The 20,518-nt window shown below is 64.3% G+C and carries 13 protein-coding genes and 1 pseudogene; 4 read left to right on the top strand and 10 right to left on the bottom strand.

The genetic code is table 11. The annotated features are described in order from the left end of the window. A partial coding sequence (locus tag EOA79_RS17125) for an ABC transporter permease (protein ID WP_164893872.1) occupies positions 1-543 on the top strand: 543 nt, incomplete at its 5' end. An 80-nt stretch (positions 544-623) separates the two neighbouring features. Continuing rightward, entirely contained in the window at positions 624-1,106 is a 483-nt protein-coding gene (locus EOA79_RS17120) for a gluconokinase (RefSeq protein ID WP_082954084.1), read from the top strand. Between the two features lie 83 nt (positions 1,107-1,189). Here the strand turns inward: EOA79_RS17120 and EOA79_RS17115 are convergent, their stop codons facing one another. The 10 genes from EOA79_RS17115 to EOA79_RS17070 form a co-directional block, all read right to left on the bottom strand. Continuing rightward, positions 1,190-2,341, bottom strand: a complete 1,152-nt coding sequence (locus EOA79_RS17115) for a hypothetical protein (RefSeq protein ID WP_127214000.1) — start codon at positions 2,339-2,341, stop codon at positions 1,190-1,192. 95 nt (positions 2,342-2,436) lie between these two features. Then, on the bottom strand, positions 2,437-2,886 hold the full coding sequence (locus tag EOA79_RS17110; RefSeq protein WP_095824963.1) for an Rrf2 family transcriptional regulator: 450 nt from the start codon (positions 2,884-2,886) through the stop codon (positions 2,437-2,439). 257 nt (positions 2,887-3,143) lie between these two features. Next, positions 3,144-4,133: a sulfate ABC transporter substrate-binding protein gene (locus EOA79_RS17105; protein WP_095824962.1), complete on the bottom strand. Its 990-nt coding sequence runs from the start codon at positions 4,131-4,133 to the stop codon at positions 3,144-3,146. A 201-nt stretch (positions 4,134-4,334) separates the two neighbouring features. Beyond that, entirely contained in the window at positions 4,335-5,375 is a 1,041-nt protein-coding gene (locus tag EOA79_RS17100; protein ID WP_066990546.1) for a sulfate/molybdate ABC transporter ATP-binding protein, read from the bottom strand. A gap of 52 nt (positions 5,376-5,427) precedes the next feature. Beyond that, a complete protein-coding gene (cysW, locus tag EOA79_RS17095; protein ID WP_067328919.1) occupies positions 5,428-6,312 on the bottom strand; it encodes a sulfate ABC transporter permease subunit CysW in 885 nt (294 codons plus the stop codon). After that, on the bottom strand, positions 6,305-7,156 hold the full coding sequence (gene cysT, locus EOA79_RS17090) for a sulfate ABC transporter permease subunit CysT (RefSeq protein WP_066990552.1): 852 nt from the start codon (positions 7,154-7,156) through the stop codon (positions 6,305-6,307). Before cysT ends, cysW begins: the two co-directional genes overlap by 8 nt. A 109-nt stretch (positions 7,157-7,265) precedes the next feature. Then, a complete protein-coding gene (locus tag EOA79_RS17085; protein ID WP_067328921.1) occupies positions 7,266-8,294 on the bottom strand; it encodes a sulfate ABC transporter substrate-binding protein in 1,029 nt (342 codons plus the stop codon). Between the two features lie 200 nt (positions 8,295-8,494). Further along, a complete protein-coding gene (locus EOA79_RS17080) occupies positions 8,495-9,193 on the bottom strand; it encodes a M15 family metallopeptidase (protein WP_127334904.1) in 699 nt (232 codons plus the stop codon). A 100-nt stretch (positions 9,194-9,293) separates the two neighbouring features. Then, the gene (gene pbpC / locus EOA79_RS17075; RefSeq protein ID WP_095824961.1) at positions 9,294-11,384 is read right to left on the bottom strand and encodes a penicillin-binding protein 1C; all 2,091 of its coding nucleotides are present in this window, start codon (positions 11,382-11,384) and stop codon (positions 9,294-9,296) included. A gap of 163 nt (positions 11,385-11,547) precedes the next feature. Continuing rightward, complete coding sequence (locus EOA79_RS17070) at positions 11,548-17,028, bottom strand: alpha-2-macroglobulin family protein (RefSeq protein ID WP_128293117.1); 5,481 nt, start codon at positions 17,026-17,028, stop codon at positions 11,548-11,550. A 278-nt stretch (positions 17,029-17,306) separates the two neighbouring features. On the opposite strand from EOA79_RS17070, the gene EOA79_RS17065 reads away from it, so the two are divergent. Next, positions 17,307-19,235: an autotransporter assembly complex family protein gene (locus EOA79_RS17065; RefSeq protein WP_095824959.1), complete on the top strand. Its 1,929-nt coding sequence runs from the start codon at positions 17,307-17,309 to the stop codon at positions 19,233-19,235. Beyond that, positions 19,235-20,518 (top strand): annotated as a pseudogene (locus tag EOA79_RS17060) (translocation/assembly module TamB); the annotation flags it as partial. The gene EOA79_RS17065 and the pseudogene EOA79_RS17060, both read left to right, overlap by 1 nt.

Here is a 20,518-nt window from a genome sequence, read left to right as displayed (position 1 = left end):
GTCTATACGGGCGGGTTCTCGCCGCAGGATTCGGCGACAGCGGCGATGCGCTACCTTGCGACCGGCTTCACCATTCCGGGGGTGCCGAACGCGGTGATCATCTGGGCGCTGATAGGGGCGGCAATGGTTTTCGTGCTGACCCGCACCTCCTTCGGCCGCGTCGTTTACGGCATCGGTAACCGTGAGCGCGCCGCCTATCTTTCCGGAATCGACACGCGCCGCGTGGTGCTGATTGCCTTTGCCGTCTCCGGCGGGCTCTCGGCCTTCGGGGGCGTCCTGCTCGCGGGCTACGCATCGAAGGCGGCGCAGTCGATGGGCGACGCCTATCTGTTGCCGTCGATCGCCGCCGTGGTGCTGGGCGGCACTTCGATCCTCGGCGGCCGCGGCTCATATCTTGGCACCGTCGCCGGCGTGATCCTGATCACGCTGCTGCAATCGATCCTGTCGGTCATGCAGATGCCGGAGGCGGGGCGGCAGATCATTTACGGCGTCGTGATCGTGGCCATGCTTTTGCTCTATGGCCGTGCGCCGGCAAGCCGCTGACTGTGGATGAAGGATCGTAAGGTCACAGCCGTCGGAGGTTTCCATTGAACGACATCCGGTCAGCGCCGGCCATAGTCGTGATGGGGGTCGCCGGCTGCGGCAAGACGGTGATGGGCGAAGCGCTGGCCGAGGCGCTGGGCGCGGTCTTCATCGAGGGCGACCGGTTGCATCCGCCGAAAAACGTGGCGCGCATGGCGCGCGGCGAGCCGCTGACGGATGCGTTGCGCGAGGGTTGGCTCGATGCCATCGGCGAGCGCATCGCAGCCTCCGTCGGCGAGGGACACAAGCCGGTGGCGGCCTGTTCGGCGCTGAAGCGCAGCTACCGGAACCGGCTGCTCAGCTTTTGCCCGGGCATCGTCTTCCTCTATCTGAAGATCGATCGCGAGACTGCCCGGCGACGGGTGTCGGGGCGCAAAGGCCATTTCATGCCGGCGAGTCTGGTCGACAGCCAGTTCGCGACCCTGGAAGAACCGGAGCCGGACGAACCGGCGGTGACGGCGGATGGCGCGCGGAGCGTCGCCGCCATCCTTAAGCAAGCACTGAGCTCAAGCCCCTCGAGCTGAACAGGTTCAGGCGACGCACTTTTCAGTCTTCGTTCTGATGCATGTCGTTGACCCAAAACCGCTGCGCGTCTGGGGGAAATGCATTATGCGGCGTCGGCGCCGATCGCGGCTTGATCCTGCTGTCCGGTGAGCCGGTTGGCGCTGGACCAGGCCATCATCTGCTCGGGATGCAGTTTGACCGCTTCCAGCAGCCGGTCGCGCTTGAGCAGGATATAGGCCGCTTGCAGAACGAGGTTCTTTGCCGCCACGTCCTTTGCCGGCCGGGATGCAGGCTGGACAGCGTTGGGCTTCAGTTCGGGACTGACGATCGCCCGGTATTCGCGAAAGGGCACTGTCTCCAGGGTCGACATGCCAAACAGCGCAGCGCCGGCGCGCGCCGCAAAATTCGCCGGCGCCGAGGCGAGGTGGGTCCAGCCACGCTCGCCCATGGCGCTCTCGGTGAAGGTAGATCCCGCGTGGATGGTGTTGGTCATCAGCACGACTCCGTTCTCCTTCAGCGCCTTCTGGATGCGCGCCGTAACCTGGTAGGCTTCGGCGCGCTCAAAGACGATGCGGCTCTTCAGAAACCGGTTTTCGACCTCGACCAGCGGCTTGTTGATCACATGCAGGCCGAATTTGCTTTCCGAAAAGCCGTGGAAGTTGACGCTCACCTGGTGCGCTTCGATGCCGGCTTCGAAGAGGGCGCGCTTGCCCATGATGGTCTGGGCGACGAACTGATCGCACCAGACGATGGCGCCGCGGCCGCGCTGCAAGGCCTCGCGCAAGCCGTCGATGCCTTCCAGCCGGATCGCCGGCGACCAGCGCCTGCCAGGCGCCAGATGAGCGGCAAGCATCAGACGGCGGCGATGCGCGGCGGCGAGATGTCCCCTGAAAAGGCTTCGCGTGTCGGCATCATCGCCAAGCACCGCTTTGATCGCCACGTCATACCGCGCGAAATCCTTGCGAAAATGACGCTTGCGTCGAAGCGTCGAAACCCAATCGCAGATCGGCGCCCACCAGGCCACCGGCAGCACCGCCGCCACCCCGAGATAGAACATGGATAGCAGGCTTTCGCGCAGATCCTTGTTGGAGACGCTGCGCAACTTGCCGGGGCGGAGGAGCTTGCGGCTGAAGAAGCGGACGGTCTCGCCGCGCTCCGGCACTGCAACGTCGGCGATGATCTCGGTATGATAGATGCTGGCGGATGACGGTTGCCGGTTGGCCCTGCGGGACTTGCCAAGTCGAGGCAGCCTCATGCGTTAGATACCCCCAAACCTTGATCCATCCGTCAGACGATTTACAGCGTCTGTCGCGGACAGACAACCAACGGCGAGACGGCGCGGCTGAGCGGTCAGATCTGCGACGTGAGTTCGACCGGGAAATCGTCGTTGTCGGCGTCGCTCATGGCGGCGAGGCTGCGGTTGTCGAGCACCTCGGCGATCGCCTGGCGCACTTCCAGCATCATGTGGCGGACCTGGCACGTCGCCTCGTCGCAGTCCTCGCAGCGCTGATATTGCGTGCGGCTGGCGCAAGGGATCGGCGCCAGCGGCCCGTCGAGCACGCGCACGACATGGCCGATCTTGATCTCGGAAGCGGGCCTGGCGAGGCGATAGCCGCCTTCCTTGCCCTTGCGGCTCTGGACGAAGCCGGCATTGCGCAATTCGCCCAGAATGGCGTCCAGGAACTTCTTCGGGATGTTGTTTGCGACCGCTATGTCGTTGACGAATGCAAGCTGGCCAGCCGGCAGGCCGGAAAGATGCACGAGAGCCTTGAGGCCATATTTGCCTTTTTTGGTCAGCATGCCCGATTCAGTTTATCAAACCCCAAGCGCCTGCATCTGGCGGTTGTTTGTGTGCAAATCATGACAGTTTTGGCCGCGCTAGGCGGTTTGGCACAACAATTCATCCACACAGGTTAGGCACAAACGCGTTGATTCTTCGTAATGTTTTTCACATTGGCCGCGTCGATTTCGCCGGCAAAGTGATGCCGGCTCCAGATTGAAAAAAGCCGGCGATGCCGACGGCGATGACGGCTTTCCACTTCTTTTGATTGTAAGCGCTACCGGCTGCCATAGGCCTGATCGAGCAAGCCGCCTGCCGCGAAATGCTCTTTCTGCACCCTATCCCAGCCGCCGAAGATCTCGTCTACCGTCAACAGGCGCACGTCGGGAAACTCGGCTTTGTATTTGGCGGCCACTGCTGCGTCGCGGGCCCGCAGGCCGTTGCGGGCGGCAATGTCCTGGCCCTCGGGCGAATAGAGGAATTCGAGATAGGTCTTGGCGAGATCGCGGCTACCGTGCTCGTCGGCGATCTTATCGACGATCGCCACCGGGAATTCGGCCAGCAGGCTGACTGAAGGCGTGACCTGCTCGAACTTGTCGTCGCCATATTCCCTGCGGATGCCGCGCGTTTCGGATTCGAAGGTGATCAGCACGTCGCCGATCTCGCGCTGCACGAAGGTGGTGGTGGCGGCGCGGCCGCCGGTGTCGAAGATCGGCACGTTGGCAAACAGCTTGGCGATGAACTCCTTCACCTTGGCGTCGTCGCCCTTGAAGGCTTCCTTCGCGTAAGCGGTGGCAGCGAGATAGGTATAGCGGGCATTGCCTGATGTCTTCGGGTTGGGGAAGATCACCTGCACGTCGTCACGCACCAGATCGTTCCAGTCCTTGATGTGCTTGGGATTGCCGGCACGAACAAGGAAGGACGGCAGCGAATAGAAAGGCGATGCGTTGTCTGGGAAATCCTTCTGCCAGTCCGCGGAGATCAGACCCCTCTTGACCAGGAAATCGACGTCGGTGACCTGGTTGAAGGTGACGACGTCGGCTGCCAAACCTTCCGCGATGGCACGAGCCTGCGCCGAGGTTCCGGCGTGGGACTGATCGACGGTCACGCCGGGATGCTCAGCGATGAAAGCCTTGTTGATGTCGGCAAACAATTCGCGGCCGACGTCGTAGGAGGCATTGAGCAGCTTGTCGGCCGACCAGGCTTGGGAGGACGCGAGGACGACGAAGCCGGCAAGCGTGGCAATACCCAGCAATAAGCGCTTCATGAAAACGGTCCTCCTCCAGACAATCAGAACTATGGTGTGACCATAAAAAGGAAAGCCTGGCTGCGCGAGGCACGCGGTCCGGGGGACGCACGAGCAGCGGGAAAATCTCCCGCCCGAACAGCCGCTTGGTAGGACTTTCTTCCAACCTGATTCATCGCGGCTCCTCTACCGGGCGCCCGGACGTGGCAGGCGGCAAATAGGTCAGGAGGCCGGGAAAAGCTTCCAGCGCCTCGGCCTGAAAGCCACCCGGCTCTTCTGTGCCGCCGGATGGTCGACCGGCAGCTCGATCTCGACGCGCTGACGCTCGCCGCCGATCTCGAGCTCGACCCGCCTTGTGCCGGCGACGCGGCGGCTGGCGGCGACCGTCCCGGCAATGCAGCCGCTGCAGCCGTCGAGCAGCTCGACATCGTGCGGACGAAAGTAGAGCAGGGCCTCTCCCGACGGCGCATGCGGCGCCTGCAGACCGACCGGCCGGTCGGCCAGCCAGATCTCGCCATTGTCAACCTTGACCGGCAGCGAGCTCGATTCGCCGATGAAGCTGTAGACGAAAGGCGAGTTCGGCGTGTCGTAGATCTCGTCGGCCGAGCCGACCTGCTCGATGCGACCTTGGCTCATGACGACAACGCGGTCGGCGAGTTCGAGCGCCTCCTCCTGGTCGTGGGTAACGAAGACCGTGGTGTGGCCGGTGGCGTCGTGGATTTCGCGCAGCCAGCGGCGCAACTCGCGGCGCACCTGCGCGTCAAGGGCGCCGAATGGCTCGTCGAGCAAAAGCACCTTGGGCTCGATGGCCATGGCGCGAGCGAGCGCCACGCGCTGGCGCTGGCCGCCGGAAAGCTGCGCCGGATAGCGCTTTTCCAGCCCCGACAGCTGGACGAGGTCGAGGAGTTCCGAAGCGCGGCGGCGGATCTCCTGTGCCGAGGGACGCGCGGCGCCGTGCCGGACCTTGAGGCCGAAGCCGATATTGTCGGCAACCGTCATGTGTCGGAACAGAGCGTAATGCTGGAATACGAAGCCGACATTGCGCTCCTGGATCGACTTCTGCGAGGCATCCTCTTCGCCGAAGAAGATGGCGCCCTTGGTGGGCCGCTCCAGGCCGGCGATCAGGCGGAGCAGCGTCGTCTTGCCGGAACCGGATGGCCCGAGCAGCGCGATAAGCTCGCCCGACCTGATGTCGAGCGAAACGTCGTGGAGCGCCGGAAACCGCTCGAACTCCTTGCGCACGTTGACAACGCGAACTTCCATACAGATCCCTCAATCAGTTGATGCATGCTACGCGGTTTCGGGCGGCATGCATCTAATGTCCGCGCGTCGCGGCAATCTCGGCGCCGTAGCGCATCTCCAGAAGTGTTTTCAAGACCAGCGTCACCAAAGCCAGGCCGGCAAGCAGCGAGGCGACCGCGAAGGCCCCGACGGCGTTATACTCATTGTAGAGAATTTCCACATGCAGCGGCATGGTGTTGGTGAGGCCGCGAATGTGACCTGAGACCACCGACACGGCGCCGAACTCGCCCATGGCGCGCGCGTTGCAGAGTAGCACGCCGTAGAGCAGACCCCATTTGACGTTGGGCAGCGTCACATACCAGAAGGCCTGCCAGCCATTGGCGCCGAGTGACAGAGCCGCCTCCTCGTCGCCATTGCCCTGTTCCTGCATCAGCGGGATCAGCTCGCGGGCGACGAAGGGGAAGGTGACGAAGATGGTTGCGAGCACAATGCCCGGCACGGCGAACAGGATGACGATGCCATGCGCCTTCAGCCACGCGCCGAGCAGGCCTTGAGCCCCGAAGAGGAGCACATAAACCAGGCCGGAAATGACGGGCGACACCGAGAACGGCAGGTCGATGAGGGTGGTCAGAAAGGCCTTGCCCTTGAACTCGAACTTGGCGATCGCCCAGGCAGCCGAGATGCCGAAAATGAGGTTGAGCGGCACGGAGATCGCCGCCACCAGCAGCGTCAGGCGGATCGCCGAGCGCGTGTCGGGGCTGGCAAGCGCCTCCGTGTAGGCGCCGATGCCTTTGCTAAGCGCCTCGTGGAAGACAACGATCAGCGGCAGAAGCAGGAAGACGGCGAGGAAGGCGAAGGCTATTCCCATCGCCACCCAGCGCACCGGCCTGCTTTCGGTCACCGCGGCCGACTGGCTTTCGTGATGCGGTTCGTAGGATTTGATCTCGGGATCAGCCATAGCGCTTGCGGCTCCATGTCTGGACGAGGTTGACGACCAAAAGCATCACGAAGGACAGCGCCAGCATGATCGCGGCGATCGCGGTCGCCGCCTCGTAATTGTATTCCTCGAGCCGGATGACGATGAGGAGCGGCGCGATCTCCGACTTGAAGGGCAGGTTGCCGGCGATGAAGATGACCGAGCCGTATTCGCCGACACCGCGCGCGAAGGCGAGCGAGAAGCCGGTGACGATGGCCGGCGCCAGTCCCGGGAAGAGCACACGAGTGATGGTCTGGAAGCGGTTGGCGCCAAGCGTGGCGGCAGCTTCCTCGACCTCCCTGTCGAGCTCCTCCATGATTGGCTGGACGGTGCGCACCACGAAGGGTAGGCCGATGAACACCAAGGCGATGACGATGCCGAGCGGGGTGTAGGCGACCTTTATGCCGAGCGGCATCAGAAGCTGGCCGATCCAGCCATTCGGCGCATAGAGTGTGGTGAGCGCGATACCGGCGACTGCGGTGGGCAAGGCGAAGGGCAGGTCGACCATCGCATCGGCGATGCGTCGGCCGGGGAAGCGGTAGCGGACCAGCACCCAGGCGACGATGGTGCCGAAGACGACGTTGACCGCGGCGGCCAGGAAGGCGGTGCCGAAGCTGATCTTCAGCGCATTGAGAGTGCGCCGGTCGACGGCGATCGCCCAGAAGTCGGTCCAGCCGAGCGCGGCCGAACGCCAGACCAGCCCCGAAAGCGGAATGAGGATGATGAGCGTGAGGTAGGCAAGCGAGAAGCCGAGCGTCAATCCGAAGCCCGGAATGACACTCGGCTGTCTGAACCGCCACCCCGCCTTGGCGGGTGCTGTGTTCATGCTGTTCTGGATCGTCCCTTCTTACTCAGACCAGAGTGCCCTTCGCCTCGGCTGGGGCACTCGTACAATAGACCCAATCAGGTTTCATCCGGCCTATGGCCGCCATGCTTCATTGGGCGGGCTTGTAAATCTGGTCGAATATACCACCGTCGCCGAAATGATAAGGCTGCGCCTTCTTCCAACCGCCGAATTGCGGATCGTCGATGGTGACGAGCTTGATTGCCGGTAGCTTGGCGAGATCCTCGGCAGGCACCAGGTCGGGCTTGGCCGGACGATAGTGGTTCTTGGCGATGATGGTCTGGGCTTCCTTCGAATAGAGCCAGCTCAGATAAGCCTCGGCGACCTTGCGGGTGCCCTTGGCGTCGACATTGCCGTCGACGACGGCGACCGGCGGCTCGGCCAGGATCGAGGTCGGCGGGTAGACGATGTCGAAATTGTCGGCGCCGAATTCATCGAGCGCGAGATAGGCTTCGTTCTCCCAGGCGATCAGCACGTCGCCCAGCCCCTTCTGCGCAAAGGTCACCGTCGAGCCGCGGGCACCGGTATCGAGGACGGGGACATTCGCATAGAGCTTGCCGACGAACTCCTTGGTCTTGGCTTCGTCATTGCCGTCATTGGCATTGGCATAGGCCCAGGCGGCGAGGTAGTTCCAGCGCGCGCCGCCCGAGGTCTTCGGGTTCGGCGTGATTACCTGGACGCCGTCCTTCACCAGATCGTTCCAGTCATGGATGTCCTTGGGATTGCCCTTGCGCACCAGGAAGATGATGGTCGAGGTGTAGGGGGCCGAGTTGTTCTCGAACTTCGTGCGCCAGTCCGGATTGATCTTTTTCGTCTTCGCGGCAATGGCGTTGATGTCGCCTTCGAGCGCCAGCGTCACGACATCGGCGTCGAGACCGTCGATAACGGCTCGCGCTTGGGCGCCGGATCCGCCATGCGACTGTTGGATGGTAACGGTTTCTCCGGTCTCCGCCTTCCAGTGCGCGGTGAAGGCCTCGTCATAGGCTTTGTAGAGCTCACGTGTCGGGTCGTAGGACACATTCAGAATGGTCGTATCGGCAAATGCGAAACCGAGCGAGCCGAACTGGACAGATGTGGCGACCAGCGCGCCGAGCAGTTTCCCGAAATGAGGGTTGGTCATTTCCGCCTCCGTTGAACGGCCCGAACTCTAGCGAATTTATAGAAATTAGATGCACTCAATGTTGCCTTTTTCATCTCCTTGCAGCAATTTTTCGCCGAGGGGCGGCCAGTCGAGGAAATATCTTCCTCACTTGCCAGCAGCGTGGTTCCTCGTCAGCGGGCCTAATTGGAACCGGCCGCGATCCGGGCAAGTCCTGTGCCCTAGTCGGCGGTCACCGGAAAATCGAAGCGCTGCTTTGGGAACGGCTCGTCGGCGAGGGTGAAATGCCACCATTCGCGCGCATAGTTGCGGAAGCCGGCGGCGCGCATGGCCGAAAGCAGCATCGTGCGGTTTGCCGTCGCTTGGAGGGGCAGCGGGCGGTGGGCCGTCTCGCTCGCCGAATCGAAACAGTCGAATCCGGTGCCGAAGTCGAGCGTGCGGGCGTCAGTCGCGCCGCAAGCGGAATGAGCCGGGCTTGTCTTGTCAAGCTCAGCGACGGCGAGGTCAACGGTCGAGCCCCGCGAGCGGCTGGACAGTTCGCCGACATAGCCCTCGGCGATGAGGTCGCCGCGCTCGACCGTCGGATACCATTGCGGATCGGGCGGGCCGCATTGCCTTGTCCATCTGACCATGTCGGCGACGGCGCGTGCCGGGCGGTAACAGTCGAAGACGATCAGCGTGAGGCCCTCGGCCGTCGTTGCTTTCTGGACGCCGGACAGCGCCTTCGCCGCCGGCGCGGTCAGGATGCAGACCGGCGCTTCGTAGCCGTCGACCTCGCGCTGCAGGAAGTTTCCCAGCCCGGCATAGCGGATGTCCTGGCGAATGGTCGGATCGACATCGGCGAGCCGGACGAATCCGGCGGGCAGGGGGTCGGCGTGGGCGGAGAAGGCAGCCAGGAGAGCCAGTGCCGGGAGGATTATAGCTGCTCCCGCTGAAGGACGGGTGTGCTTCGCAATAAGCCTCGAGAGAAGTGCCTTTCGATCCTTGAAAGGCGCAACGCGCCGAATCGCTTGCCCGCTTCTATTCAACGAAAACCTTCACGCTGGCCGCGCGCCCGGCGGCGTCGATAACGGTGAGCGTCGAATAGCCGGTGCCGTCGGGCTGCCAGGTCGCGATGCGGCGGCGGTCGATGCCGGCGAGCGGCTTGCCGTTGGCAAGCCAGCGGAAGGGCGCGCGGCCGCCCTGCAGCTTCAGCACAAGCGGCGAAGCGTCCGCCGAATTGGTGCCGAGGTCGACGCGAGCCCCGTCCGGCGGGAAGACGATGGTGGGCGCCGGTTCAGTCGGCGTTGCCTGCACCAGCCCGTCGGAGCCGGCGCCGAAGCGGGCGAGCGTCACCGGCAATTCTTCGCGTTTGGGATTGAAAAGACCCGGCGGCCGGCCGGGCAGCGGCACGCTGGCCAAACCCGAGCGGACAAAGCCTTCGAACAGAATGGGCGCGGCCGAAACATAGCCGGAGAGGCCAGGTACCGGGCCGGCGTCGGCACGGCCGACCCAGACGCCAAGCACATAGCGGCCGTCGAAGCCAACCGACCAGGCATCGCGATAGCCGTAAGATGTGCCGGTCTTGTAGGCGATGCCGCGCTGGGCCGCACCTTCGGGCGGCTTCACGCCGGACAGGATGTCGTCGATCTGCCAGGCGGCCTGGTCGTCGAGGATGGTGGCGGTGACGCGCCCGGCATTGGCCGGCTCGGTGCCGTCATGCAGCGTGTGCATCTTGCCGCCATTGGCGAGGCCGGTATACAGCTGCACCAGGTCGCGCAAAGTCACGCCGGCGCCGCCGAGGCCGATCGCCAGCCCGGGCGCCTCGTTGAGCGGCAGGACCAGGTTGACGCCGGCCTGGCGGAAGCGCGCCGTGAGCCGCGCGGGACCAACTGCGTCCAGCACCCGGATCGCCGGCACGTTGAGCGACAGCTGCAGCGCCTGCCTGATGCTGACGTCGCCTTGGTAGCCCATGTCGAAATTCTTCGGCCGGTAGCCGCCAAAGTCGGCGGGGCTGTCCTCGATGATCGTCTCCTGCGCCACCAGGCCTTGCTCGAAGGCAAGCCCATAGATGAACGGCTTCAGCGTCGAGCCGGGCGAGCGCACTACTTTGGTCATGTCGATCCAGCCGGATCGGCTGGCGTCGAAGAAATCGGCTGAACCGACTTCGCCAAGAATGTCGCCGGTGCGGGCATCGGCCATCACCATGGCGACGGAAAGCTTTGGGCCGAGCTTCCTGGCGGCCTCTTTCGCCACCTGTTCCAGCCCTTGCTGAACACTGCGGCGGATGGTGAGTTGCAGCGGCTTGCCGGGTTGAGCCTTGGGCAGCATGGCGTAGGACGCATGCGCGGCCAATGCCGGCAGCTTGCGGCGCAGGCCGGAGACGTCGTCGAGCGCGGCGCGCGCTGCCTCTCGTTCGTTGAGCAGACCGGCCGAGACCATGCGGGTGAGCACGCGGTCGCGCGCGGCATGCGCGATGTCGAGATTGCGGTCTGGCCGGCGCTTTTCCGGCAACTGCGGCAGCGCGACCAAAAGTGCTGCTTCCGATACGGTCAGCCGCTTCGGCTCCTTGCCGAAATAGGCGAGCGAGGCGGCGCGCACACCTTCCAGGTTGCCGCCATAGGGCGCCAGCGTCAGGTAGCGCTCGAGGATTTCGCGCTTGGACAAACGCCGCTCGATCTGGATGGCGCGCAGGATTTGCCTGGCCTTGGAGGCGAGGCTGCGGCTGTCGCGCGGCTCGATCAGACGGGCAAGCTGCATCGAGAGCGTCGAGCCGCCGGAAACGATGTGGCCGCTGGTGGCGAACTGCCCGGCGGCGCGACAAAGCGCCAGCATGTCGACGCCGCGGTGGTCCCAGAAGCGCTTGTCTTCATAAGCGACCAGCATGTCGACGAACTGCTTGTCGACCTGGTCGAGCCGGGTCCCAAGCCGCCAGTAGCCGTCCGGCGTAGCGAAGGCGCGCAAGAGTTCGCCGTCGCGGTCCTGCACTTCGGTGGAGACCGTCAGCGCCGCCGGGAGCGGCGGCGGGAAGGCGCGGTCGAGCTCCCAGAGAGCGGCGACGGAAAAGGCGAGACAGGCGGCGGAGGAAGCTGCCGTTATGGCAGCGCGGCGCAAAAATCTTTTGGAGAGCATGGTGCTGCCCCTCACCCTGACCCTCTTCCCGTGAAAGACGGGGAGAGGGGGGCGTCAGCGCTGGAGCTTGTCCCTTCTCCCCGTCTTTCACGGGAAGAGGGTGCCGGCAGGCGGATGAGGGGCAGCGCTATCGCCATGTTTGTGATCGCCAGCGTCGGAATACTTACTCCGCCTTGACCTCCATCATGCCGGAGGCGGTGCGGGCCGAATATTGCGGCCGGTACATGTCCTCCACCGTCGCCGCCGGATGGGCATAGGTGCCGGGTGTCACGGCGCGCACGACATAGGCCAGCGTGATGTTGCGGTCGCCGTCGACTTCGTTGGGATTGAAGGCGGCGACGAAGCGGTCGTCGCGGAACTCCAGATGCGCGGCGTCGGTCTGCGCCAGCCAGGAGAAGTTCGACAACTGAGCGCTGGACACCAGGCTCGGATTGTCGATCTCGAAGCCGGCCGGCAACAGATCGGTGATCAGCAGGCGCGAGGGCCATTTGTTCTGCTCATGGACCTTGAGCACGACCACATAGCGTTCGTTCTGCCTGGCCTCGGTGATGTTGGCCTCAGTGCCGTCGAGCCTGTAGTAGGTACGATCGATGGTGAAGCCGTCGCCGCCGGCCGGCAGCGGCTCGACGGGTGCGGCCACCGCGGTGACCACCGCCTGCAGCGCCGTCGTGCCGGTGTTGGCGATGGCGAGCGGGCTGTCGACAAGCTCGTTGCCGGCAACCCGATCGGAATAGCCGCCGGTATGCGGCGCGCCGTTGACGGAAAGCGTGATCGAATTGTTGCCTTCCTTCAGCGCCCTTGCCGCAAGGAGCATCCAGGATTCGTCCTGCGTGCTCGTCCAGCGGGCGTCGGCGCGTTCACGCGCCACCAGCCTGATCAGCTGCGGCACGATGCTCGGCACCGGCTTCGATTCCGCGGCCAGCGCCAGCATCGCCGCGCCGTCACGCAGGGGCGAGCCATAATCGGAGCGATAATAGTCGTATTCGGTGCTTGCCTGCGCCAGCCGCAAGGCCGTCTGGAAAGTCGCCTCCGAACGCTGGGTGTCGCCATAGAGCGCCAGGCTCGCGGCCAGTTGGGCGACAGCCATCGGGCTCGAGAAGGACTCGAGCTGCGTGTCCGAATAGTAGCGCAGATCGCCGATCGAGGCCTTCTTGTTGCGGGCGAGCACATAGAGCGCGTAGGCGATCTCGCTGCCGCGATCCTGGACGTCCTGGTCATACCCAAGCGAGTTCTGCAGGTTGTTCAGCGCCTGGTTCATCGCCTGAGCCGGCACGTCGTATTTCTGCTCGCGTGCCCGGGTCAGGAACTCCGTGACATAAGCATCGAGCCAGAGATCACCGGATCCCGGGCCCCAGAGGCCGAAGCTGCCGCTTGATGCCTGGTAGCTCAGCACCTTGTAGACGGCATCTTGGATGCGACCATGCAGGTCCGGATCGCTCTCCATGCCGATGCTTTTTGCCATGTCGTTGACATAGAGCAGCGGCAAGGCACGGCTGGTTGTCTGCTCGGCGCAGCCATAGGGGTAGCGATCGAGCGTCATCAAGAGCGAAGGCACGTCGAAGGCGGCTGCCTGTGAGACGCCGACGCTGACCGAAGCACCGTCGAGCACGCTTGCGGCGAGCAGCTCCTTGTCGACGCGCAAGGCGCCGCCATTGGGTTTCAGGTCGACCACCATGCGGTTGGTGACCGGGAGCTGCGCCGGGCGCACCGGCAGGTAGAGCGTCTGCTCGACCTCGGTTCCGCCGTCATGCGCGAGCTTGACGGTGATCAAAGCGTCGCCCGCCGTCTGCGCGATCAGCGGAAATGAGAGCGCTTGCCGCTTGCCCTGGCTAAGCGTCAGCTTCTCGGGCAGGGGCTTGTCGCCGGTCGAGAGATCGCCGGTCGTGGTGACCGACAGCTTGTAGTCGCCGGCAGGGCCGTCGGTGTCGGCGATGTCGAGACGCATGGTCGCGGCATCGCCAGGCGCCAGGAAGCGCGGCAGGCCGGCGGTGATCACCACCGGATCGCGCACGATGACGTCGGTTTGAGCATGGCCGACGGCCTCTTTGGTCCAGGCGACGGCCATGACGCGCACGGTGCCGTTGAACTGCGGGATGTCGAAATCGATCCGCGCCTTGCCGTTGGCATCGAGCTCGACCGGGCCGGAGAAGAAGGCGACCAGCTTCTCGGTCGGCGGGCTGCCCTGCGACTGCATGTTGGCGCCGTCGCCGCCGGTCCGCAATTTGCCGGTGGTGCCGAGCGAACCGTCGATCAGGCGGCCATAAAGGTCGCGGATTTCCAGACCCAGCATGCGCTGGCCGAAGAACCAGTCCTCCGGATCGGGCGCCTTGTAGTTGGTGAGATTGAGGATGCCGACATCGACGGCCGCGACCATCACATAGGCCTTGCTGCCGGCTTGCGCGCCGCTGACGGCGACCGGGATCGACAGCTGCTGGCGCGGGGCCGTCTTTTCAGGCGGCGTAAGCGCAACAGTGAGCTTCTTCGAACCCGGATCGACGGTCAGCCATTTGACGCCGATTGCGCGGGCCGGCATGCGCGATTCCTGCGCATCGCCGGGCCGGAACAAAGTCGCCGTGACATAGGCGCCGGCTCCCCAGTCGTCGCCGACCGGGATGTCGACGGTGCTGCCGCCGGTCGGCACCGAAGCGGTGACGGTCTTCAACAGCTTCTCGGCGCCGATGGTGACCAGGAGTTCGCCGGCAAAATGCGGCGACACCTTGAGCTTGGCCACCTCGCCGGCGGCGTAAGTGTCCTTGTCGAGAGCGATCTCCAGGCCGTCCGGTGTTTCGGTGGTGGTCGAGGCGACGTACCAGCCGGCGTCGAACTCATAGCTGGTCGCCGGGCCATCGGGGTCGGCCGTCTCGACCTCGAGCCGGTAGCGGCCCCAGTCGACAGGAAGCAACACGGTCGCCTCGCCGTCGGCTTTCAGGTCGATCTGGCCGTTGGCGACGGCCTTGGTGAGGTTCACCGCTTCATAGTTCCAGGAATTGTTCGAACGGTACCACTGGTAATTGCGCTCGACCTTGACCAGCGACCACTGCGCGCCCTTCAGCTCCTCGCGTTTGCCGTTCGGATCGACGGCGATGATGCTGAATTTCGCCGTTCCGCCTTGCGGCACCTCGCCGCCTTCGAAATCCGGGCGGATGCCGATCATCTCCTTTTCCGGATGGACGGCGATGTCGAGCGAGCGCTCGACGGCACGGCCGCCGGCTTCGCGCATGCGGACTGTGACCTTGGCGTTGATCAGCTTGGTCGTGGAGGGCAGTTGGTCGATCGAGACCGGGAAGGTCGCCTTGCCGTCGTCGCCGACGAGGGGAAGGTTGGCCAAAAGCGTCACCGAAGGTTCGGCCGACTGCTCGTCGGCGAGACCGAAGATGAAGTCCTTGAACCGATCCCAGCTGTCCGTGGTCGACAGCGTCATCTCGCCTTCAAGCGCGAGGCCGGCGGCCGGCGCGCCATAGAGGAAGCGGCCGTCGACGCTGACATTGGCGGTCTCGCCCTGCGCGATTTCCTTCTTGTCGGCCGTCAAGTCGAACTCGATGCGATCCGGCACGAAGTCTTCGACCAGGAACATATGGCTGGCGACCGGTGCCTGCTTGGGATCGGTGTAGATCGACACCGACCAGGTGCCGCGCATGGCGTTAGGCTCGAGCGACAGATCGACGGCATGGGCGCCGGCGGAAGCGCCGTCGCTGACGATACGGCGGTTCTCGACCCCATCGGGTCGGGTGAAGATGAAGGTCAGCGGCAGGTTCTCGACCGCCTTGGCGGCGCCGTCGCGCGCAAGGGCGGCGACATGGACGTCTTCGCCGGCGCGGTAGATGCCGCGCTCGGTCCAGGCATAGACGTCGAGTGCGCCGGGCGCGGCACGCCCGGCAACGCCGCGGTCCGACAGATCGAAACCGGCGCGGCCCATGTCGAGGAAGACGAAGTCGTTGTCGCCCTGCTTGGCTATCAGCACCGCCGGCACCATGCCGCCTTCGCCGCGCGTCAGGCCGGGGTTGAAAACGGCATGGCCCTCGGCGTCGGACGTCGCCGTGCCGAGGATTTCATTGTTCTTGGCAAGCAGCGTCAGTTCGGCGCCGGCAATCGGCTTGGCAGAGCCCAGCGAGCGGGCAAAGACGTTGAGACCGTCCTGGCCGGTATAAGTGGACAGACCGATGTCGGAAACGACGAACCACTGGGTGGCGCGCGAACCATAATCGTCGCTCTTGTCGTCGACCGGCTGGGCGGTCAGCACATAGACGCCGGGCTTGCGCTGCGGGATCGCTTTGTCGACCGGGAAGGAGGTGGTGACCTCCTTGTTGAGGTCGTTGGCGATGTCGAGCGTGCCTTCCCAGACCGGCTCGCCCATCTGGTCGGAAATGGTGGAAATGTCGTAGCCGTCGAGCTGATGCAGGAACTGGTAGCCGGACAGAAGCTGCGCCAGCGATCGGTCGCCGATGCGGTAGAGCTTCATCTTGGCGGCGCTCATGTTGACGGTGACGACCGGAATGCCGCGGCGGGCGCCGGCCGGCAGCACGAAGCTGTCGCCGGTGAAGCGAGCGGACGGGGCGCGGTCCTGGACATAGATCGACAGCACGACCGGAGCGGCAATCGTCTCGCCGATCGCGGCCGGCAGACCGGCGCGGAAGGTCACGTCATAGTGCTGGCCATGTTCAAGCCCTTCGACGCAGATCTGCTTGTCCTTGGCTTCGACAGCCTTGGGAGCGGCATTGTCGACGGTGACGAACTGCGAATAGTCGACGCCGGTCTTCACCAAGTCCTCGGAGAACTGGGCGCAGATGCGCGGCGAAGAGGAATCGGCATCGACGGAATGGTCGACGACGCGGAAACCCTTGCGTGCCTTGAGGTCGGCGTAGTCGGCCTGCACGGCTGGCGAGTTCACCAGCGCAAGGCTCGCCTCATAGGCCTGAATGGCCGGCCGGAAAAGGTCGCGCTTGTCGAGGCCAGCGGCAAGCAGCGCCAGCGCCTCGGCGCGGGTCTTTGCCGTGCGCACCAGCTTATAGGCGTTGAAGGCCGCCGAGGTGACGTTTGCCGGCAGGGTAGAGGGCTCGGAGGTGTTGGAAGCCGGCTGCACGCCGAGCGTCTCGCGCGCCAGCGCCAGCCAGAGCGCGCCGTCGTCGGGCAAGACAGACAGCGCCGCCTGGTATTTCTGCATGGCCAGGCGATGGTCGCCGGTCAGCGCTGCCTGCTCGGCCGCGGCTTGAAGTGCGGCCAGTCCTTCGGTCGGCTTGTCATAGGCCGGATCGGTCAGCTTGTTGCGGAACTGCTGGGCCTGATCGGCCATCCAGTTGGGGAAGAAGGCAAGTGGAGGCGGCGCGCCGATATCGGGGTCGCCATCGACGTTTGCGACTTTGCCGGCGACGGCGCCGCTGAAGGGTTTCAGCTGATTGTAGTCGGATTTGAGAAAGCACCATTTGGCCTTGGTGTTGTAGGTGAAGGCGCGGCAGGCGGGATCGCCGAGGCATGTGGTCTTGCATTGGTCGAGGCTGACATTCTGGTCGGACCTGAGGTCGAAACCGAAATAGTCGGAATTGTCAGTCGTCACGATTCGCCGGGCTTCGGCCGCTTGCGCGGCCCCGCTCAAGGCAAAGAACAGAAGAATGAGGAACGAGAAACCACGAGCCGCGCGCATTGCCATATCACCCTCCCGACATTGCAGCGTCCGGGCATGATCAAGCATCAAACAGGCTTGTCAACGCCGAACGCGGCAGGTTTTCAACCCGCCAACGGTTTCCATGCCGGCCACAGGCCGGTATTTCGACAGAACCTCCATGGGACAAGGGTTCACGCTTTCTTGCGAAGGCGCAAAAGGTGTGAATTCCAAGCCCGGTCTATTTCAGACAATTGGATTGTGGCCCCTTTACGAGCGTTTCAGAACTTCATTCCAATTTTAGTTTTGTCGTCTAGGTTAGCGTAATGCCGGCGTATGAAACGCAGATGTCAGGAGGGATCGCGCCAGGGCGCGGGCTTCCGCGCGCCCTGCTTTTGGCGCTCGTCTGCGCGGCCATGCTCGCCGGCGAAGCGCGGCCGGCGGCTGCTTTCGAGATTTTCGGCATCAAGCTTTGGGGCTCGTCCAAGGACGAGGATGCCGACATCGTCGATCCGCTGCGCTATTCGGTGACCATGGACGCTCCCGATGCCGACAAGGATCTGGTCAAGAAGCTGGAAGATGCCTCGGCGCTCAAAAATGACGAGGAGCATCCGGTATCAGGGTCGCTCGGCTTGATGGCCAAGGCGCGCAGCGACCGCGAGCAACTGGTTGCCGCCCTTTATGCCGACGCCCGCTACGAGGGCGTGGTCGCCATCACCATAGAGGGCAAGTCCATCGACCAACTGCCGCCGGACGCCGAATTCAAGGGGCTGCAGCCCATTCCGGTGGTCGTCAGCATCGCCGCCGGGCCGAAATTCACCCTCGGCGACATCAGACTGAAAGGCGACGCGGCCGGCCTGGCGAGCGCCGATTTCGGCCTGATCGCGGGCGGCGACGCCAGTTCGGGTGCCGTGCTCAAGGCCGAAGCGGCGATCGTGCGAGCGCTCAAGGAGGAGGGCAGGCCGCTAGCCAAGGTGACGGATCGCGAGATCGTCGCAGACCATGACACCTCGACGCTCGACGTGACACTGACGGTCGCGGCCGGCCCGGTCGCCGGCTATGGCGAGACCACAGTAGAGGGCACCGAAAAGGTCGATCGCGACTTCACCGAATACATGACCGACCTAAAGCGGGGCCAGCAATATTCGCCGCAAGAGATTGACGATGCCCGCGATCGGCTGCTCGGGCTCGAAGTCTTCAACAGCGTGACCATCAAGGAGGGCGAGAGCCTCGACGCCCAAGGCAACATTCCGATCGACGTCCAGGTGAGCGAGCGCAAGCCGCGCTTTTTCGGCGTCGGCGGCACGTTTTCGAACACGGAAGGACTGGGGCTCGAAGGCTATTGGGGCCACCGCAACCTGTTCGGCCAGGCAGAGAAGCTGCGCATCGACGGCTCCATCAGCGGCATCGGCAGCAACAGCATTTCCGCGCTCAACTACAATGCCGGCATCATGTTCGAGAAGCCGGGGGTGCTCGGGCCGACATCGAAGTTCTTCACCGGCGTCAAGACCGTGTTGGAGCACCCCGACGCCTATGACCATTTCTCGGTCAAGGGCGACGTTGGAGTCTCCTACGACCTCGACAAGAGGCAGCGGGTCTCGGCCGAATTCGACCTCGACTACTCGAGGATCACCGACGCCTTCGGCAAGCACACCTATCTGATCGCCAGCATTCCGCTGCAATATGTCTATGACAGCCGCGACAACAAGCTCAACCCGACCAGGGGTTTCCGGGCGCTCGCCTATGCCGAGCCGAGCTACGACATTCTGAACGGCGCGACATTCCTCAAGTTGAAGGGCGAAGGCTCGGCTTACCAGTCGCTCGATACGGCGAGCAGATTCGTCCTCGCCGAACGCGCCACGCTCGGCTCGATCGTTGGCACCGGGCTGCAGAATGTTCCGGCCGACAGGCGCTTCTATTCCGGCGGCGGCGGCTCGGTGCGCGGCTATGCCTATCAAGGTATCGGCCCGAAGGACATCGACGGCCAGCCGATCGGCGGCCTGTCCCTGTTCGAGACCTCGGTCGAGATGCGCATGGCCGTCACCGACACGATCGGCATCGTTCCGTTCGTCGATGCCGGCACGGTCTCGACCAAATCCTTCCCCGATTTCTCCGACGTCAAGGTCGGCGCCGGCGTCGGTCTGCGCTATCTTACGCCATTCGGGCCGCTGCGCATCGACGCCGCCGTGCCGCTCAATCGCGATCCGGGCGATCCGCATTTCGGCCTCTATGCCGGCATCGGTCAGGCGTTCTGATGATGAGGATATTCTGGCGCATCCTTCGTATCTGCCTTTACGCGCTGCTCCTGCTGCTGGTGGTGGCGATCGGCGCCCTCGCCGTGCTGACCGGCACCGAAGGCGGTCGTCAGAATCTCGCCGGTCTGATCTCGAAGCTGGCCTCGACCGAGGACCGCAAGATCACCGTCAGCGGTATCGAAGGCATCTGGTCCGGTCAGCTCAGGCTCGATCATGTCGTGCTGGAGGATCGCACGGGGCCCTGGCTGGTGGCGCGCAAGGTGGCGCTCGACTGGTCGCCGACGGCGCTTTTGTCGCGCAACTTCAGCGCCGATCGCATCGAAGCCGAGCGCATCGAGTTGGCGCGGCTGCCACGAGCCGGCCAACAGCCGTCGCAAGGCGCATCGAACAGTCTGCCGGTCTCGATCGACGTCAAAGAGATCGAGCTGCCGGAGATCGCGCTCGGGCAAGAGCTCGCCGGCAGCGGCATTGCCGAACTTGCCGCCAAGGGTTCGCTCAAGGCCGATCCATCGCCGCTGGCGATCGACACGGTGCTCAAAGTCGCCCGCCGCGACGGCAAGCAGGGCAATGTCGACGCCAAGGTCCGTTTCGCGCCGGCCGACAACAAGCTCGACCTCGATCTCAAGGCGTCGGAGCCGGCCGGCGGCATCATCGCCAATTTGCTCAAGCTCCCCGATGCGCCCCCCGTCGATATCGTCGTCTCCGGCACGGGGCCGCTCGCCAATTGGAACGGCATCGGCACGTTCGTTGTCGACCGTCAGATCGTCGCCCAGCTCACCGGCCGCCATCAGTTGAGCGACAGGGGCCACTATATCGAGGCCAAAGGCGACGGCGAATTCGAGCGCTTCCTGCCGGAGAAGTTCAAGTCGCTGTTTGCCGGCAAGACGAATTTCGACGTGGCCGGGACGGCGACCACGACAGGCGGGATCGATATCGAGCGCGCAATTGTAGAGAGCGGCGCTGTGCACGGCACGGCCACCGGCAATGTCGACCCGAAGGGCGCCAGCGATCTTGCCGTCGAGCTCTCCGCCAAGGACAAGCCCGTCACCATCGACGTCGGCACCAGCGCGGTGCCGATCCTGGTCGCGGTCGAGAAGGCGACCGCACGCGCCTTTGGCGACGGCAAAGCGCCGATAGTCGACATCGGCACCTCGTTGGCCTCGATCGCCGTCGGCGGCACGCAGCTCAACAATGTGACGGGACAGGTCCATTCCGACGGCTTCGACGTCGCGACCCGCACCGGGCCGGTCAATGTCAAGCTCGCGGCCGCCGGCCTGAAGACC

The sequence above is a fragment of the Mesorhizobium sp. M1A.F.Ca.IN.020.03.2.1 genome, assembly GCF_004023205.1.
In the GTDB taxonomy this organism is placed as follows: Bacteria; Pseudomonadota; Alphaproteobacteria; order Rhizobiales; family Rhizobiaceae; genus Mesorhizobium.
This window is presented reverse-complemented; position numbering and strand designations above follow the sequence as displayed.

Coding starts and splice junctions, on each gene's coding strand:
- EOA79_RS17115 (WP_127214000.1), bottom strand. CDS start 2,341: ATGAGGCTGCCTCGACTTGGCAAGTCCCGCAGGGCCAACCGGCAACCG.
- EOA79_RS17100 (WP_066990546.1), bottom strand. CDS start 5,375: ATGGAAGTTCGCGTTGTCAACGTGCGCAAGGAGTTCGAGCGGTTTCCG.
- cysT (WP_066990552.1), bottom strand. CDS start 7,156: ATGAACACAGCACCCGCCAAGGCGGGGTGGCGGTTCAGACAGCCGAGT.
- EOA79_RS17085 (WP_067328921.1), bottom strand. CDS start 8,294: ATGACCAACCCTCATTTCGGGAAACTGCTCGGCGCGCTGGTCGCCACA.
- cysW (WP_067328919.1), bottom strand. CDS start 6,312: ATGGCTGATCCCGAGATCAAATCCTACGAACCGCATCACGAAAGCCAG.
- EOA79_RS17065 (WP_095824959.1), top strand. CDS start 17,307: ATGCCGGCGTATGAAACGCAGATGTCAGGAGGGATCGCGCCAGGGCGC.
- EOA79_RS17105 (WP_095824962.1), bottom strand. CDS start 4,133: ATGAAGCGCTTATTGCTGGGTATTGCCACGCTTGCCGGCTTCGTCGTC.
- EOA79_RS17120 (WP_082954084.1), top strand. CDS start 624: ATGGGGGTCGCCGGCTGCGGCAAGACGGTGATGGGCGAAGCGCTGGCC.
- pbpC (WP_095824961.1), bottom strand. CDS start 11,384: ATGCTCTCCAAAAGATTTTTGCGCCGCGCTGCCATAACGGCAGCTTCC.
- EOA79_RS17070 (WP_128293117.1), bottom strand. CDS start 17,028: ATGGCAATGCGCGCGGCTCGTGGTTTCTCGTTCCTCATTCTTCTGTTC.
- EOA79_RS17110 (WP_095824963.1), bottom strand. CDS start 2,886: ATGCTGACCAAAAAAGGCAAATATGGCCTCAAGGCTCTCGTGCATCTT.